The sequence below is a fragment of the Microbulbifer agarilyticus S89 genome (assembly GCF_000220505.1).
GTDB classification, from domain to species: Bacteria; Pseudomonadota; Gammaproteobacteria; order Pseudomonadales; family Cellvibrionaceae; genus Microbulbifer; species Microbulbifer agarilyticus_B.
In genome coordinates this window covers 178,347-194,623 of the sequence record NZ_AFPJ01000036.1, presented here as the reverse complement: position 1 = coordinate 194,623, position 16,277 = coordinate 178,347, and the positions used below count along the sequence as shown (strand labels likewise).

Genomic DNA, 16,277 nt, shown 5'->3' with positions numbered 1-16,277 from the left:
CAGAATCAGCCCTGCGACAACTCGGACTGGCGCGCCAGCTTGCGCCCCTCCTCCAGCTCCACACGAAAGTTCTTCACCATTTGCCGCAGGAACAGGCGCGGGGCCAACTTATACAGGTAGGCACCGAACAGCGACTTGTCGCGCGGGAACAGGCGCTCCTTGCCCGCAGCCAGTGCATCGAGAATACGCCCCGCCATCCAGTCGGCACTGCGCACCTGTCCCACCGTACTCTGGGCATGCCGGGCACGCCCGCCATCACCCGAGAGTGCATTGGCATCAATATTGGTCGCCACAAAGCTGGGATAGACCATCAGCACAGTCACGCCGTCCTCGCGCACTTCCTCACGAAAAGTCTCGAAGTACTGGTGCAGGGCACTCTTCGCTGCACAGTAGCCCGCGCGACCGAGAACCGGCATCCAACCCGCCATAGAACTGATGTTCAGCACACAACCGCCAGCGGCAGTGAGCGGCGCAAGCAACCCCTGGGCCAGCTCCACGGGCGCGTGATAGTCCACCGCCATCACCCGGCGAATAACCGCGTTACTGGTTTGCGCAGAAAGGCTGCGGTGGGTAATACCCGCGTTATTAATCAGCAGATCCACCTGAGGATAGGCATCGTGCAACGTCTCACACAGCTGGGCAACGGATGCCTCCGCCGACAGATCCGCCACGTACACATCGATACTCACCAGCGGCTGCACCAGTTCCGCGGCGCGCCGACGCAGGGCATCCTCATTCACATCCACCAACACCAGGCGCAAGGCAACCGAGGCAGATTGCGCGCGCTGTGCCAGCTCCTGCACCATGGCCCACCCGAGACCACCCGCTGCCCCGGTGACGACCGCAACGCGCTGTCTATTCACGCGTTTGGCAAATAAGTCTTTCATACTACTGTCCTGTGATTTGTTGCCGCTAGCTGTGTGCTATCGCTCGTCGATAAATCAGAACAGTGCGTGATGCGGGCACTGTTGAGATCCACTTTCCGGCCCAGAGCATGCTCGGCAAAAAAGGCAAACGCCTCCGCGGATGTTTTCTGTGGCTGATAGCCAAGCTCTGACTTCAGGCGCGTGTTGAGCAGCACCGGTCGATATTGCAAAAAGCGCACCTGCGCGGGATGCGCATCCCCCAGACGCAGGCCAAAACTGAGCGCCAGCAGCGTCTTCAACAACCACACCGGAGGACGACGCAGGGGCTTATGCAGCAGCCGTGCAATTTCTGCCGGCGTCAGGGCACCGTCGCCCGCCAGGTTATAGATACCGTCCGCATCGCGGGTAACGCCGTATTCGATCGCGCCCACGACATCCTGGTCCCAGATGAACACGAAAGGAGAATTGTGTGCACCGGGATCGAGAATGCTGCGCCCGGAAAACAGCGCGCTGATTTTGCTATTTGTGGTGGCGCCAACGATGGAACACGGGCGAAATATCAACTGCTTGAGCTGGGGATGACGCTGGCGATATTCAGCAAGCATTTCTTCAATCAGGCGCTTGTGATCGGAATAGGCAAATTCCCGGTTTCCCCGCAGAACATCGCTCTCCCGCAGCCATGCAGGGTTATCCGCATGATAGCCATAGGCAGCACCGCTGCTGGTGAGGGTAAAGTGTGCAACGCCCGCACGCACGCACGCGTCCAGCACATTGCGCGTTCCCTCAACATCGATTTGATATTCTCGCGCACGATTGCGCCCGGCAGACATCACCGAAGCCAGATGCACCACATGGGTAATGCGCTCAGCCCGTAACACCTCCACCAGCGACGCGTCGCAGATATCCAGATTAAAGATCGGGAAACAGGCCTCTCGATGCGCAACATCCACACCCACTACGGACATATTCCTGCTCAGGGACTCTCCCAAGAGATGCCCGACATAACCGGCAGCGCCGGTAATTAACACCCGTTTCTCAGTCATGCTTTGCTCTTATTTTGTAGGAATCGGGGCGGCGTCGAGGCTCACTGCCGTGTCAAAACTTTTGTAATCTTTACGCAGATCCGCCGTGTGCCCGGCCATTGCATTCAGATAGGTATCCTTGTGCACGTAGTACGCCATGCGCTCTAGTTTGAGGTACTGCATCCCACCATCCGCACGCTGCCCAGCCTGCGCTTGTTTTACCGATTTCAACTCGCGCGCCGACTTGGCTCCCTCCGCCAGCTGGCGAATGTACAGCGCGACCATTTCCGCCTGACGGTTGCGCCCTTCCCAGCCGAGGCCCGCAGCCTCCACCATGCCCATCAAAAACAGGTTGTCGTATTCCGGGTGGAACACGTTGAGGTACAGGCGCGGTGCAAAAGATTCCCAGTTCAAATGCTCGCGGTCGATAAACGGGTAATGCAGCTTGTAGCCGGTAGCCATCACGATCATGTCGTAGTCCGCGGCTGCCCCATCGACGAAGGTGACTCTGCTTCCCTCCACTGCCGCGATATCCTTACGCACATGGATGTCGCCGTGGCCAATGTGATGCAGGATCAGGGAATTGATCACCGGATGGGATTCGAACATCTTGTAGTCGGGCTTGGGCAGACCGTACTGCTCCGGCGTTCCCAACATGAGCCTGGAGATGGCTGCGCTAATCCGCTGCTGGATAAAGCGCGGCAGCTTGATCTTGCCGCCCAGCGCGTCGGTCGCCTTGCCACCGATAAATTTCGGCAGGAAGTAATAGCCGCGGCGCAGGCTGATATCCACGTCTTTTGCACGATGCGCTGCGTCCACCGCAATATCCGCACCGCTGTTGCCACAGCCAACCAGCAACACGCGCTTGCCCTCGAAAATGGCGGGGTCGCGATAATCGGCGGAGTGCAGCAGTTCACCAGTGAATTCGCCGGGCAGATTCGGCATATTCGGGTGATGCAGGGTACCGTTGGCAATCAACAGCCCGCCGAACACCCGGGTCTGCTCATGGCCCTGGCAGCGCGTGGTAATGTGCCAGTCGTCGCCGTCCCGCTCACAGCGCACCACTTCGGTTTCAAACTCGTAATGGCGATACAGGTCGAACTCGCGTGCGTAGGCCTGAAAGTACTCTTTCATCTCGCGGTGATGGGGGAACAGCGCGACATCATCGCCCATCGGAAACTCCGCGAACTCGGTCATGCGCTTGGAAGAGATCAGGTGGGCCGATTCATACATGGTGCTGGTGGGGCTGTCGATGTCCCACAAACCGCCCACATCGCTGTGGATCTCGAACCCCACACAGGGAATACCGTGCTTGATCAGGTTACGGACGCTGCAGAGCCCCATTGGGCCCGCGCCAATCACTGCATAGGGTTTCATTATTCTTTTCTCACTTGCTAGATAGACCGCTGGAAGCTCTCTCTGGTGCCCCACACCCGGGGACGGAGATTCCGTTATTGATTGAAAGTGAATATAACGTGACAACCGGATTGGCCGTCGTCATAATCGGGCACTCTCTGGTTAATTTCGGACAGTCATTTTGAACACCGCAGATACTAGAACCGTCACATTAAGCTATACACGCGCGATTCTTAGCGCGCTGGGACAACTGAACCTGTCACTACCAGAAAGCGCGCAGGCTCTGCTGGCCGCCATTAACGAGGAAGAGCGGGTTCCCATGCAGGTGCAGGAAGAGATCTGGCTCGCCGTGCAGGAGGCCCACCCGGACCCGCTGCTCGGCGTCCGCCTGGGCCAGGCCATGCAGGGCAGCCAGATGGGACTGGTGGGCTACCTGCTGATGACCCAAAAGAACCTCGGTGCCGCCGTCGATCAACTGCTGGTTTACCATCCCCTACTGGGCGAAGGCGGCCAGTTCGAATTGCGCCGCAGCAGCTATTACGTGGATGTCTGCTACCACCCCAACTATCTGCGTTGCGCCCGCCTGCGCGTGGAAACCGTACTCTCCACCCTGCTCTCACAGGCACGGGCGATGACCGGCCGAGAGTTCCAACCGCAAAGTGTTCAGTTTGCCTACCCGACGCCCTCGCTCGCGGTGCAGCAGCAGTACCAGCAAGTGCTGCAGGCACCCGTGCAGTTCAATGCCGAGGTCTCCGGTATCCGACTGCGCACCCAGGACCTTGAGATTCCCCTGGTCGCCGCCGACCGACAGGTAATGGCCCGCCTCAAACCGGAAGCGGACGCCCTGCTGAAAGCCCTGACCAGCAAAAGCCTGCAACTGCGCGTGGCACACTTGCTACAACAGGAACCGCAGCTCAGCCGCGAACAGGTCGCCGCCCGGCTGTGCATCAGCCCCCGGCACCTGGGAAGAAAACTGCTCGAGGAGAACGCCAGCTTCCGCGCCATCCAGGACGAAGTGCGCAGCCACTACGCCTGCCAGTGGTTGCGTGAGGGACAGAAGACCAACGTCGATATCGCAGCAGCGCTGGGCTACTGTGACGAGAGCGCATTCGGCAAGGCCTTCCGACGCTGGACGGGACTTTCACCGAAGAATTTTAAAGCTCAGGAATAAGGCCTAGGAATAAAGCCCGCGAATAAGGCTCAGGAATAAGACCAAGAGAAAGACACAAAGCGCAGAGTCACGGCTGCGGCCTCAGGCCGACGGGATCTCGAGGTGACGGGAGAAAAATTGTTGCAGGGACGGCAACAGCGGCGCCAGCGACTTGTAGCGCCCCTCCGCCGGAGACATCTGGGCAACTGCCGACGCCAACGCGCCAAGGCCATCCTCAAGCGCCAGCAGATCTTCCAGCGGGTTGATCATTACGCGAATAGTAAAGACCACCGCGCCGGTGTTGGGCAGTCGACGCAGTGACTGGCGCTCGATGCGCAGGTATAGCGACCTCACCGATTCCGCTCCCACTTCCTCGTCCAGCCCTGGCGCCATGCCTCCGCGCTGTAACAACAGGGGTGAATCCACCACCGACCAGTTACTGCGCCACACGGAATACTCGGGCTTCAGGTGATCGAAGAAGCGTGCCATCTGCGCGGCCAACTTATCGCGAAAGCCGGGTACCGGTGCATGAATCTGATTCAGCGGCCTGCCGATCTTCTCTTCCAGGCGCCAGTAACTGGGCGCTGCCAGATAGGCCGCTACCAGCCGATAACCATCCTCTCCCGGCAGCAGCAGGCAAACGTCGTCGGCAATCCAGCGGCCAGCATCGCGTAACGGGGTGCCAGAGCTCAGCACCGACGTGACACCCGGCCAATGCAAATCCCCGCAAGCGCCCCGCCAGGCGAGCGTACCCGTAGCGGTGGCAACATAGCCCGAGTGCTCCTGTATAAGATGCCGGAACAGCAGCTCCGCGAATTCACGCTGGGCAGGTATGGACTCCGGCAACTGTGCATACACCTGCTCACCCAGCCGGTGATAGGCAGCGGTCTTGTTATTCAGGTAATGCGGCAACTGCGAACAGGGAGTAATCCAGGCGCGGGGCTCCAGCTTGTTCAGCCCCATATGGACAATATCGGGGACTTTGAGAAACGGCAGGCAAGCAGAGGGCTCGGCAAAATCCTGAGCGTAGCGACGCGCCAGGATTTCGCGCGGAACTGCACCGGTCGGAGCGGTGACCGGGACAGCATTACGGCAAGTCATTATCGCCACAGGCTGATGCCCGTTCGCGACAACATGCTTACCACACAGGAAAACAGCTTAGTGCGCTGCGGCGAACTGCTCACTGCGAGCCTGCTGCAGTGCTGCCAGATCACGCACCCAAACCACGTCCGCAACCCCGACCTGCTGACCGGTGTAGTGACGGATCGCTGCACCCACCTTGGCCAGGTCGTCGCTATTGGCAGCGTCATCGCCGGTTTCCAGCGGCAGCTCCACCCAGGCCTGGCCGTTTTGGTCAATTACCGGCTTGCCCAAATCCTCTGCACCAGCAGCATCCAGCTGGCTGTCATCGGCAGCGCTAACGTGACGATCGATGGCCGAGGAGCCACCGGCGGGCAGGTAGATAGTGCCGTTAGTGAAATCCACCGCGAAGGCCACAACCCCTGGCAGAATACCGAACAACAGCGCCGCACCATCCAGAATCACCACCACCGGATCCACGCGGCCGCCACTCTGGCCCTTACGCTCCGGGTACAGGAAGTATCCGCAGGCGGTCAGGTTCATCACCATGGTTAGCAGGCAGAATGCGGCCAGGCCGCGCTTTATGGATCGGTTCATCGTTTTGTCCTCTGATAGATACCGGCAAATCTACATCCGGCGGAACTGCGCATAAACTGCGCAAAACAGTGGGCGCAAGAATACCCGATTTGATGAACCCGCTGAAAGTGGCGTCGATTCACTCTTTGTGCACTAAGTCGCAGGCATAACGAGGCATCATCGGTATTCTGGGCATGAAGTTTTGCAACATCATACACTGCGGCATTTGTTGACCGCCTGTTTCGGCACATATACCCGGTACACCTGCCGGCACATTGGAGAGCTCACATGACGCACTTTGCGCGCACCTTTCTTCGCCCATTGGCACAACTGGTCGTGGCGGCCCAGATTGTACTGATCACCGCCTGTGCAGCCCCCGGCCAGACCGGCGACGACCAGCGTCGCCATATTCAGCAAACTGAACGCCAGGTCCTGGATGAGCTCTACAGCATACAGCCCGAATTACGCAGCGAGTTGGCGCAGGCACCGGGCTATGCGGTGTTTAGCAACGTCAACGTAAACCTGCTGCTTGCCAGCGCCTCAACCGGTTACGGCGTCGCGGTAAACAACAGCGGCAAGCGCACCTATATGAAGATGGGCGAAGTCGGGGTCGGCCTCGGCTTCGGGGTAAAGGATTTCCGTGCGCTGTTTGTATTTGACTCCCCTGAAGTCATGGACCGTTTTGTGGAAAGCGGCTGGTCTTTCGGCGGTCATGCCGATGCTGCTGCCAAGGCGCAGGACAAAGGCGCTGCAGTCGGAGGCGAAGTGGTGGTAGACGGCATGCGGGTATATCAGCTGACCGAAAGCGGCATTGCTCTGCAGGCCACCCTCAAGGGCACCAAATACTGGAAAGATCGCGCACTGAATTAATTCGATCGATTTGGCGGGGCTCGCATCCAGGTAGCCTGTATATGTTGCCCAACCAGCAAAAAGATAACCGAATCCGCGCCAAGTTGATCACTTAAGCAGCACCAAGCACCGGTCACTGCCTAAACTTTAAACAGCACCTGCTGAGGGATGTCAGGGAGCAGTACAACATTTCTGATGGCGCGCTTGTGGTTCGCGCCGAGCTTAGACCAGGGCAGTGAGAAGTCGTCTTCGGTCCGACGCCAGAAATTTCAGGGAGCAGTAGTCTCAGCAGGTGCCGCCAGGGAATGGCAGAGGCGCGGCGTTCGCAAGAGCGTCGCGCCTTTTTAATTTTCGCGCCCTGCCAAGCCCTTCTGGCGCTACATTCCCGTCAGGTTTACCACACCATTTCGATATTTTATGCTCGACAACCAGGCCTCGGCAGAGGTTTTTCCCAAGTTGTAATGAACACCCTGATCCTCGGCGCCAAAGCGGTATCCTTCAGCCCTCTGGATCCACAGCCAAACCCTGCATGCACCTGCATTCAGGGCAAGGTCAGAACAAAATCACTATGGAGCTTTTCCATGCACATCAGTAGCGCTTTTGACAGCGGCAACATCAAAGTCATCGACAAAAATAGCGACCCGATTGAGCTCGCCATCCGCATCGACAATGAGTCTGACTTCTACCAATGGTTCCACTTTCGCCTTGAGGGGGATATTGGCAAAAAGTATGCGCTGCGCATCAACAACGCCGGCAAGGCCGCCTACCCGGAAGGATGGGAAAACTACCGCGTGTGCGCCTCTTACGATCGCCATCACTGGTTCCGACTCGATGCTCAATACGATGGCAAGGTACTCGACTTTACCGTTGAGCTGGATCAGCCCGCCATCTACCTGGCCTACTTCGCACCCTACTCCTGGGAGCGCCACCTCGACCTGCTTGCATGGGTACAGGCCGATGATCGCGTGCAGGTAGAAACCCTCGGGCTCACCCTTGATGGGCGCGACATGACCCTGCTGACCATTGGGGATGCCGAAAAAGCAAGCAACAAAGTATGGATGATTGCCCGTCAGCACCCCGGCGAAACCATGGCCGAATGGTTTGTGGAGGGTTTCCTGGAAACACTGCTGGATGAGGCCAACCCCGCCGCGTTGCAGCTGCTGCAGGACACGGTTTTTTACGTTGTGCCGAATATGAATCCGGACGGCAGCGTACGCGGCCACCTGCGCACAAATGCAGCTGGTGCCAACCTCAACCGTGAGTGGCAATCGCCCAGCATGGAAAAGAGTCCTGAGGTTTTCCTGGTGCGCGAGCGCATGCTCGCAACGGGCGGCGACATTTTTCTCGACATTCATGGTGACGAAGCGCTGCCGTTCAATTTTGTCGCCGGCTGCGAAGGGGTACCAAGCTACGACGAAAAACATGCGGCACTGGAGTCACTGTTTAAAGACTCCTTTGTTAAGGCCAGCCCCGACTTCCAAACCGCGCAAGGCTACCCGCTGGATAAACCGGGTGAAGCCAACATGACCGTTGGCACTAACTGGTGTGGCCATCAGTTCCGCACCCTGGCGCTGACCCTGGAGATGCCGTTTAAGGACAATGACGACCTGCCCGACCCCGTCGAGGGTTGGTCTCCGGCGCGCAGCCGACAACTCGCGCGCGATATATTTACGCCGATTCGTGAAACTCTCGCGTTTATGAAAGGCAACAAATAACAAAACCCTCAATAACATCGATAACAACGCAGACCTGAAAAGGAAACACGATGCAGAACCCGTTACCCTTGCAGCGACTCGCCCTACCCCTTGCGCTGTCCAGCCTGATTGCACTGGGCGCTTGCAGCAAACAGGAGGCGCCGAGCGCCACTGATGATGCACCTCAAACCGTGCAGAGCAGCACCACTGAATCCGCAGCGCCCGCCGAAGCGAGTGAGCAGCTGGCAGCGGAAGCCGCCAGCGCCCCGACACTCAGTGCGCAAGAGCAAACCGAAATCTCTGAGCTCGCACAAGACCTGCATACCCACGTAGCGGTCCTTGCCTCCGACGAATTTGAAGGCCGCGCCCCAGCGAGCAAAGGCGAGGAGTTGACCATCAACTACCTGGCAACGGAGTTCGAAAAACTGGGCCTCAAACCCTGTGCCATCGACAGTGACGGCAACCCCAGCTGGTTCCAGAAGGTGCCGGTGGTGGAAATGAACATCGAAAGTACACCGCTAATGATCAAAGGCGAGAACTTTGAGAAGTCACTCGCCCCGCTCACCGATATGGTCGCCTTTACCCAACACCAAACCCCAGAGAGCCAACTGAAAGACAGCCCACTGGTCTTTGTTGGCTACGGTATCGTGGCCCCGGAAAACGACTGGAATGATTACGCGGGCCTGGATATGAAAGGCAAAACCGCGGTAATCCTGGTTAACGACCCAGGCTACGCAACCCAGGACAAGAACCTGTTTAACGGCAATGCCATGACCTATTACGGTCGCTGGAGCTACAAGTTCGAAGAAGCGGCTCGCCAGGGTGCAGCTGGCGCTATCGTGATCCACGAAACCGGCGCTGCAGGCTACCCATGGGAAGTGGTGAGTGGCAGCTGGTCCGGCGCCCAGATCAGCCTGGCCGCAGATGACAAAAATGCAGACCGGGTTGCGGTAGAGTCGTGGATTACCGACGACGCGGCCAAGGCTCTGTTCACCGCTGCCGGCCTCGATTTTGACGCAGAGATGGCCGCCGCCAAGCAGCGTGGTTTCCAGGCCAAGCCGATGAATTTAACCGCCAGCGTAGACCTGAAAAAGGAATTGCGTACTTCCGACTCGCGCAACGTCGTTGCCAAAGTCGAGGGCAGCAAATACCCGGATGAAGCCATTATTTACACCGCCCACTGGGATCATCTGGGGGTAAATGAGAACTCCGAGGGCCACGACCATATTTTCAATGGCGCAGTAGACAATGCCACCGGTACCGCCGGCTTGCTGGCAATGGCCCATCAGGTCACCAAGCAGCCGCAACCCCCAGAGCGCTCCATGGTGTTCGTCGCGGTAACTGCCGAAGAATCTGGCCTGCTCGGCTCCAAATTCTATGCTGCAAACCCGGTTGTGCCGCTGGAAAAAACCGTTGCCGGTATTAACTTCGATGCGATGGGTGTACTCGGCCCGATGCGCGACGTAGTTGTGATGGGCTACGGGAGTAGCGAGCTGGAGAAGATGCTGGAGAAAGCCGCGGCGAAACAAGCGCGTTACCTGGCCCCGGAAGAACATCCTGAACGCGGTTACTTCTACCGCTCCGATCACTTCAGCCTGGCAAAGAAAGGCGTACCGATGCTGTACTTTACTTCCGGTACCGACAGCTTCGAGCACGGCCGCAAGTGGGCGCAGCAAAAAGGTAAAGATTACCTGGCAAATGCTTACCACAAGCCCGGCGATGAATACGATGCGGAGTGGAACCTGGAAGGTGCCGCACTGGATCTGGCGCTCGGACTGGACCTCGGCCTGGAACTTGCCAACAGCCGCGACTGGCCAAACTGGTATGAAGGGAACGAGTTTCGTGCGGCCCGGGATGCCAGCAGCGATACCCGCAAATAAACGATTCGGATAGCAATTCCGAAAACAAAAAAGCCCGCGAAATTCGCGGGCTTTTTTTATGGCTGCGATCAGCGACAGCAGCCATGATTCGAACGGCTAGTACTTAAGCGGTTACCGCCTCAGTCTTTTTCAGTTCTTCGTCACGCAGCTCACGACGCAGAATCTTGCCGACATTGGTTTTCGGCAGGTCTTCGCGGAACTCGATGTTTCTGGGCACCTTGTAGGCGGTCATGTTTTCACGACAATAGGCGACGACTTCTTCCGCTGTCAGAGAGGCATCTGCCTTCACGACAAACAGCTTCACCGCTTCGCCACTGCGCTCATCAGGAATACCTACCGCCGCAGCCTCGGTCACCTTCGGGTGTGCGCTGACGATATCTTCAATCTCATTCGGGTACACATTGAAGCCAGAAACAATGATCATGTCTTTCTTACGGTCAACAATCTTGATGTAACCGTCGTCCTGAATAACTGCCATATCTCCAGTTTTCAGCCACCCCTCGGAGTCAATGGTCTCCGCGGTCGCTTCCGGACGCTCCCAGTATCCTTTCATTACCTGGGGACCGCGCACGCACAGCTCACCGGGCGTATTGTTCGGCAGGTCATTGCCATTGTCGTCAATGACTTTGACTTCGGTACTCGGAACCGCGACACCCACGGTACCCAGCTGCACGGCTTCCGCCGGGTTGAAACAAACAACCGGGGACGTTTCGGTCATGCCATAACCTTCGGTGACCACACAACCGGTCACCTGCTCCCACTTCTCAGCGGTTGCACGGGTCAGGGCCATACCACCGGAACAGGTGGTGTGCAGTTTGCTGAAGTCCAGATCGGCAAAACCCGGGTCGCGCATCAGGCCATTAAACAAGGTGTTCAGGCCACAGAAACCGGTAAAACGAATACCCTTCAGGGTCTTCACAAAGCCCGGGATGTCTCGCGGATTCGGAATCAGCAGCGAGTGGTTACCGGTGGTAAACAGACACATGCAGTGAATGGTGAAGGCGTAAATGTGGTACAGGGGCAGAGGTGCGACATAGTACTCCTCACCCTCTTTCATGGAGTCGCCCAGTGCTTCGCGCACCTGCTCCATGTTGGCAACCAGATTGCGGTTGGTCAGCATTGCGCCCTTGGCAACGCCGGTAGTACCGCCGGTGTACTGAAGCACAGCCAGGTCGTCCGGTGTGCGGGACACGTCTTGATGCGGGGCCTTGGCACCGGCGGCCATGGCATCACGGAAGTTCACCTGGTTCGCGAAATGGAAGTTCGGAACCATCTTCTTAACGTGCTTGGCAACGGTATTGATCAGTACGCGCTTCAGTGGCGGATGCAGATCGGCAATTTCAGATACGATCACCTGCTCAACAGAGGTTTCCGCAACTACCGCCGCGGCGGTATCGGCGATATTTGCCAGAACCACCAGCGCCTTGGCACCGGAATCATTGAGTTGATGCTTGATTTCACGCTGGGTGTACAGCGGGTTGGTGTTCACCACCACCAGGCCGGCGCGCAAGGCACCGAAAACCACTACCGGGTACTGCAAAACGTTCGGCAGCTGAACCGCAATGCGATCGCCCGGTTTCAGGTTGGTGTGATTCTGGAGGTAGGAGGTAAATTGGGCGCTGAGGCGATCGATGTCGCCAATGGTCAGCGTCTGCCCGAGGCAGGTAAATGCGGGCCGGTCTGCAAATTTGGCCGTAGCATCGGTAAACACTTCAAGAATGCTGCGTTCAATGTCCAACTTGTATCTCCCAATTCTGTTGTTTTTGTGATTTCGCCCGCAGGACGCGACCCGGACCCCGACAGGAGGCCGGTAGCAACAGGACTAACGGATTATCGGCGAGTTCACGGAACGATGGTACCTGAAGGATATTCCATGTCCGTTTATAGACGAATTCCGCGGTTCTGGTCTGACCGGGCAAATAATTATTGTAAATTTTGTTCGTTATCTGGTGGATGTAACTGTGATAGGCAAAACAGACGCCGGACTTTCATCGCTTGATCGGCGTTCACCTGCCTCTAAATTATTTTTACGCCAACACCCTGTGTGTCGGGCAGTATCTGGATCTTTAAAAAACCAAGGCCTCAGTGTACCGCAAATAGGTCCGCAAGGGCCGCGGCCAACTCTCGATTCCCAGTGTAGCGAATGTCGCCAAGCAGAAATGCGTGCCGCGCACTTAGCCTGCCGCCAATAATGTCTTGCAGCGTATCGTAAGACATTTCCAGGTCCAGATCCGAGGACGCCGCCAAGCCTTCGATCTGCTGCGCCTCGATGGCTACACAGTCACTTCCATCCAGGCTGTCACGCCCGGAATCCCGCTGTACCTGCAAATAGAAATCACTGCCATCCGGCAATCGAAACTGTACTCGAGTGCTATGAGGCAGACAAGTAAGCTGCCGCAAACGCTCGAGAATGTGCGCCGGTAATTGCATCGTTACTCCGGTTTCGCAAGACCTGCACCCCACCGCCGTTGGTAAAGCCCAGATCCAAAAACACCGCCGCTGTTACCAGCGGCGGTGTTCGTAGGTCATGAGGCTCAGAATACGAAGTGTTCCGCATCCAGGCTCATGAGGTTGTCTGCGCCACTCTGCATAGCGGCGGCATGGGTCGCGGTACGCGGCAGGATGCGGTCGAAGTAGAAACGCGCAGTTGCCACCTTGGAGCGGTAGAAGTCCTCTTCGCTGGTGCCCGCAGCCAGTTTTTCATTGGCTACTTTCGCCGCCAGCGCCCACAGGTAAGCCTGCACCGCATAACCGGAGTACATCAGGTAATCCACGGAGGCGGCACCAACTTCGTCCGGGTTTTCCATGGCTTTAACACCAACGTTCATGGTCAGGTCGCCCCACTCCTTGTTCAGTTCCTGGAGCTTGGTGACGAAAGGCGCCAGCGCTTCGTTGTCCAGTTCTGCCTGGCAGAACTTGTGCACGATCTTGGTGAAGTTGCGCAGCAGTTCGCCCTGGGTCATCAGAACCTTACGGCCCAGCAGGTCCAGTGCCTGAATACCGGTGGTGCCTTCGTAGATGGTGGAGATACGGCTGTCGCGCACGTTCTGCTCCATGCCCCACTCGGCGATATAGCCGTGGCCACCGAAGCACTGCAGACCCAAGTTGGCAGACTCGTAACCGGTCTCGGTCAGGAACGCCTTGGCAATTGGCGTCAGGAACGCCAGCAAATCGTCAGCGGCTTTGCGCTCTTCTTCGGTCTCGGCGGCGTTGCTGAGGTCCACCTGCTTGGCACACAGCAGTACCAGCATACGACCACCTTCAGCGAAGGCTTTCTGGGTCAGCAGCATGCGGCGCACGTCCGGGTGCACGATGATCGGGTCAGCCGCGCCTTCCGGGTTTTTCGGGCCGCTCAGGGAGCGCATCTGCAGGCGGTCTTTGGCGTAGGCCAGAGACTTCTGGAAGCCAGCTTCCGCGTGCGCAACACCTTGCAGGGCGGTACCCAAGCGCGCGGTATTCATAAAGGTGAACATGCAGTTCAGGCCTTTGTTGGGCGGGCCGATCAGGAAGCCTTTCGCGCCGTCGAAGTTCAGTACCGCGGTCGCGTTGCCGTGGATACCCATCTTGTGCTCAAGAGAACCACAGGCCACACCGTTGCGCTCACCGACGGAACCATCAGCGTTCGGCAGGAACTTGGGAACGATGAACAGGGAAATACCCTTGGTGCCCGCAGGTGCGTCAGGCAGACGCGCCAGAACAATATGCACGATGTTCTCGGCCATGTCGTGCTCACCGGCAGAGATAAAGATTTTGGTGCCGGTAATGGCGTAAGAACCGTCGTCGTTTGGCTCGGCCTTGGAGCGCAGGATACCCAGGTCGGTACCACAGTGCGGCTCGGTCAGACACATGGTGCCGGTCCAGGTGCCTTCTACCAGCTTGGTCAGGTAGGTTTGCTTCTGCTCGTCGGTACCGTGCGCATCCAGCGTGTTCATGGCGCCGTGAGACAGGCCCGGGTACATGCCCCAAGACCAGTTGGCGGTGCCAACCATTTCGCTCAGGATGGTGCCCAGAGAGTGCGGCAGGCCCTGACCACCGTGTTCAACGTCGTGTGGCATGGACGGCCAGCCCGCTTCAACGAACTGCTGGTAGGCTTCTTTAAAGCCGTCGGGGGTGGTGACTTCGCCGTCTTTCCAGGTACAGCCCTGCTGGTCACCGCTCTGGTTGATTGGCGCCAGAACGTTCTCACAGAACTTGGCACCTTCCTCCAGGATCGCATCCACTACGTCCGGGCTCGCATCTTCGTAGCCCAGAGCCGCATAGTGCTGATCCCAGTTCAGCAGTTCACGCATAGAGAAACGCATGTCACGCAGCGGAATTTTGATCTCGCTCATCCTGAATACCCTCGTTAACGATTTTTACACTCGAATTTTCGCGTCCATATAGCAAGTTCTAACAAGCGGATGACGCGTCGGGAAGCTCGGCACTAAGCCGTGACTCAACTATTGGTTTTATTCATATTAGTAGCAAATAACCAATAGCCACTATGGCGAAAAGTGTCCAAAGCACTAACAAATTACGGCGACAAAATTGATAGAAACAGCCTGACGCACGAGTCAAATTATTTGCAGGGGACGGGAAGAAATGGCGCTCCGGTCACTTAACGCAGCGCTGACTCACTAGCCACAAACCCTCAAAACAAAGGAGAAAACGCTCGTTCATTGGGAGGAACCGACGGCCCGGCAACCGGCCGTCGACAGTGGAGGTCAGCCTTCGACAATCGAGGTCCGAGGACTCTTGCGATATTCACCTGGGGTGACACCGGTCCACTTTTTGAAGGCCCGGAAAAATGCGCTGGCCTCATCGAACCCGAGCATTTCCGCAATCTGCGTGTTGGAAAGATCGGGACAGCTCAGATAATGGAAAGCTGCCTCCATTCGACACTCGTCCTTCAACTTTTGATAGGAGGTGTTTTCCTGCTGCAATTTCCTGCGCAGGGTGGTGACCGACATATTCAGACGCTCGGCAACCGCTTCCGCCGGCGGCATGGATTCGCTTACGTCGCGATTCAAAATGGTTTTTACTTTGGTCTTGATGCTGTTTGCGTTGCCATCACTAATTACCAGGTGATACGGCGCAGTGCGAATAAAATCTTCCACCGTCTGTGGACTCTGCACCACCGGATAATCGAGATAACGGCTTTCATATTCCAGCGCATTACCCGGCTGATCGAACAGCAGCTCACCTGCCTCGCTCTGCGCGAGGGTCTGAAATTCTTCAGGGCAAGGAAACGAGAAGTGCAACTTGGCCAGTGGAATTTCGCGCCCCACCAACCAGCAGTAAAAACGGTGCCACACTGCCAGCGTGGTACGGATAACACTTGGGGACGTATCCGCAATCAGGGTCTCGAATTCGCCCGGCTGCAGCGAGCTGATCCCCTCAATCACAACCTTGTCCCGGTCGCCTTCCTGTGACAGTACCGGTTTTACCCGAAAACCGCGGCAGATCTCCATAAACTCTGCACTGAGCGTTATGGCCTGGCGCACCGTCGCACAGTTCACCACCGTCAGACACAGTAGGCGAAAGGAACCCGAACGCACGCGGCCACCGCTGAGCATACCGAACCATTCGTCCTGTGCCAGCCACATCACCCGCTGGTACAAACGACCGTAAGTTACCGCCGAAAAAGCGGCAGTATCTTCCAGGTCACGCTCGGAAATACCGACTGCAGCCAGCAGCTCTGCGCGATCGCACCCGCGATTCGCAGCCTCTTCCAGCAGGCGTTGGACATAGGCAATGGGAATGCGAATGTCATCGCCCTGAGAGTGGCCCGTTCCGGCAACCAATGATTGTGAATCGCTACCCAT

13 protein-coding genes are annotated in these 16,277 nt (G+C 57.5%); 4 read left to right on the top strand and 9 right to left on the bottom strand.

What is annotated here, in order from left to right; genetic code table 11:
- Positions 1 to 5: 5 nt before the first annotated feature.
- The 3 genes from AS89_RS0111770 to AS89_RS0111760 are packed head-to-tail and all read right to left on the bottom strand — an operon-like array spanning position 6 to position 3,265.
- Entirely contained in the window at positions 6 to 887 is an 882-nt protein-coding gene (locus AS89_RS0111770; protein ID WP_010132845.1) for an SDR family NAD(P)-dependent oxidoreductase, read from the bottom strand.
- The gene (locus AS89_RS17460) at positions 884 to 1,909 is read right to left on the bottom strand and encodes an SDR family oxidoreductase (RefSeq protein ID WP_081475724.1); all 1,026 of its coding nucleotides are present in this window, start codon (positions 1,907 to 1,909) and stop codon (positions 884 to 886) included. The genes AS89_RS0111770 and AS89_RS17460 overlap by 4 nt, the downstream gene beginning before the upstream one ends.
- Positions 1,910 to 1,918: 9 nt before the next feature.
- Positions 1,919 to 3,265 carry a flavin-containing monooxygenase gene (locus AS89_RS0111760; RefSeq protein WP_010132843.1) on the bottom strand — a complete coding sequence of 449 codons (1,347 nt, stop codon included), beginning with the start codon at positions 3,263 to 3,265 and terminating at the stop codon, positions 1,919 to 1,921.
- 160 nt (positions 3,266 to 3,425) lie between these two features.
- On the opposite strand from AS89_RS0111760, the gene AS89_RS0111755 reads away from it, so the two are divergent.
- Positions 3,426 to 4,415 (top strand): AraC family transcriptional regulator, encoded by a 990-nt coding sequence (locus AS89_RS0111755; RefSeq protein WP_033230358.1) that lies wholly within the window; start codon positions 3,426 to 3,428, stop codon positions 4,413 to 4,415.
- Positions 4,416 to 4,496: 81 nt separating this feature from the next.
- On the opposite strand, the gene AS89_RS18225 is transcribed toward AS89_RS0111755, so the two are convergent.
- A complete protein-coding gene (locus AS89_RS18225; protein ID WP_010132840.1) occupies positions 4,497 to 5,495 on the bottom strand; it encodes a heme-dependent oxidative N-demethylase family protein in 999 nt (332 codons plus the stop codon).
- A gap of 57 nt (positions 5,496 to 5,552) precedes the next feature.
- Positions 5,553 to 6,071: a hypothetical protein gene (locus AS89_RS0111745; protein WP_010132839.1), complete on the bottom strand. Its 519-nt coding sequence runs from the start codon at positions 6,069 to 6,071 to the stop codon at positions 5,553 to 5,555.
- A gap of 267 nt (positions 6,072 to 6,338) precedes the next feature.
- On the opposite strand from AS89_RS0111745, the gene AS89_RS0111740 reads away from it, so the two are divergent.
- The 3 genes from AS89_RS0111740 to AS89_RS0111730 all read left to right on the top strand — a co-directional run bounded on the left by AS89_RS0111740 (position 6,339) and on the right by AS89_RS0111730 (position 10,473).
- On the top strand, positions 6,339 to 6,920 hold the full coding sequence (locus tag AS89_RS0111740) for a hypothetical protein (protein ID WP_010132838.1): 582 nt from the start codon (positions 6,339 to 6,341) through the stop codon (positions 6,918 to 6,920).
- A gap of 560 nt (positions 6,921 to 7,480) precedes the next feature.
- Positions 7,481 to 8,614 (top strand): M14 family metallopeptidase, encoded by a 1,134-nt coding sequence (locus AS89_RS0111735; protein WP_029249977.1) that lies wholly within the window; start codon positions 7,481 to 7,483, stop codon positions 8,612 to 8,614.
- 50 nt (positions 8,615 to 8,664) lie between these two features.
- The gene (locus tag AS89_RS0111730) at positions 8,665 to 10,473 is read left to right on the top strand and encodes a M28 family metallopeptidase (protein WP_010132836.1); all 1,809 of its coding nucleotides are present in this window, start codon (positions 8,665 to 8,667) and stop codon (positions 10,471 to 10,473) included.
- A gap of 103 nt (positions 10,474 to 10,576) precedes the next feature.
- Here the strand turns inward: AS89_RS0111730 and AS89_RS0111725 are convergent, their stop codons facing one another.
- The 4 genes from AS89_RS0111725 to AS89_RS0111710 all read right to left on the bottom strand — a co-directional run bounded on the left by AS89_RS0111725 (position 10,577) and on the right by AS89_RS0111710 (position 16,277).
- Positions 10,577 to 12,211, bottom strand: coding sequence for an AMP-binding protein (locus AS89_RS0111725; protein WP_010132834.1), 1,635 nt, complete (start codon positions 12,209 to 12,211; stop codon positions 10,577 to 10,579).
- A gap of 344 nt (positions 12,212 to 12,555) precedes the next feature.
- Positions 12,556 to 12,903 carry an SCP2 sterol-binding domain-containing protein gene (locus AS89_RS0111720; protein ID WP_138976398.1) on the bottom strand — a complete coding sequence of 116 codons (348 nt, stop codon included), beginning with the start codon at positions 12,901 to 12,903 and terminating at the stop codon, positions 12,556 to 12,558.
- A 104-nt stretch (positions 12,904 to 13,007) separates the two neighbouring features.
- A complete protein-coding gene (locus AS89_RS0111715; RefSeq protein WP_010132832.1) occupies positions 13,008 to 14,804 on the bottom strand; it encodes an acyl-CoA dehydrogenase C-terminal domain-containing protein in 1,797 nt (598 codons plus the stop codon).
- A 372-nt stretch (positions 14,805 to 15,176) separates the two neighbouring features.
- Complete coding sequence (locus tag AS89_RS0111710; RefSeq protein ID WP_010132831.1) at positions 15,177 to 16,277, bottom strand: AraC family transcriptional regulator; 1,101 nt, start codon at positions 16,275 to 16,277, stop codon at positions 15,177 to 15,179.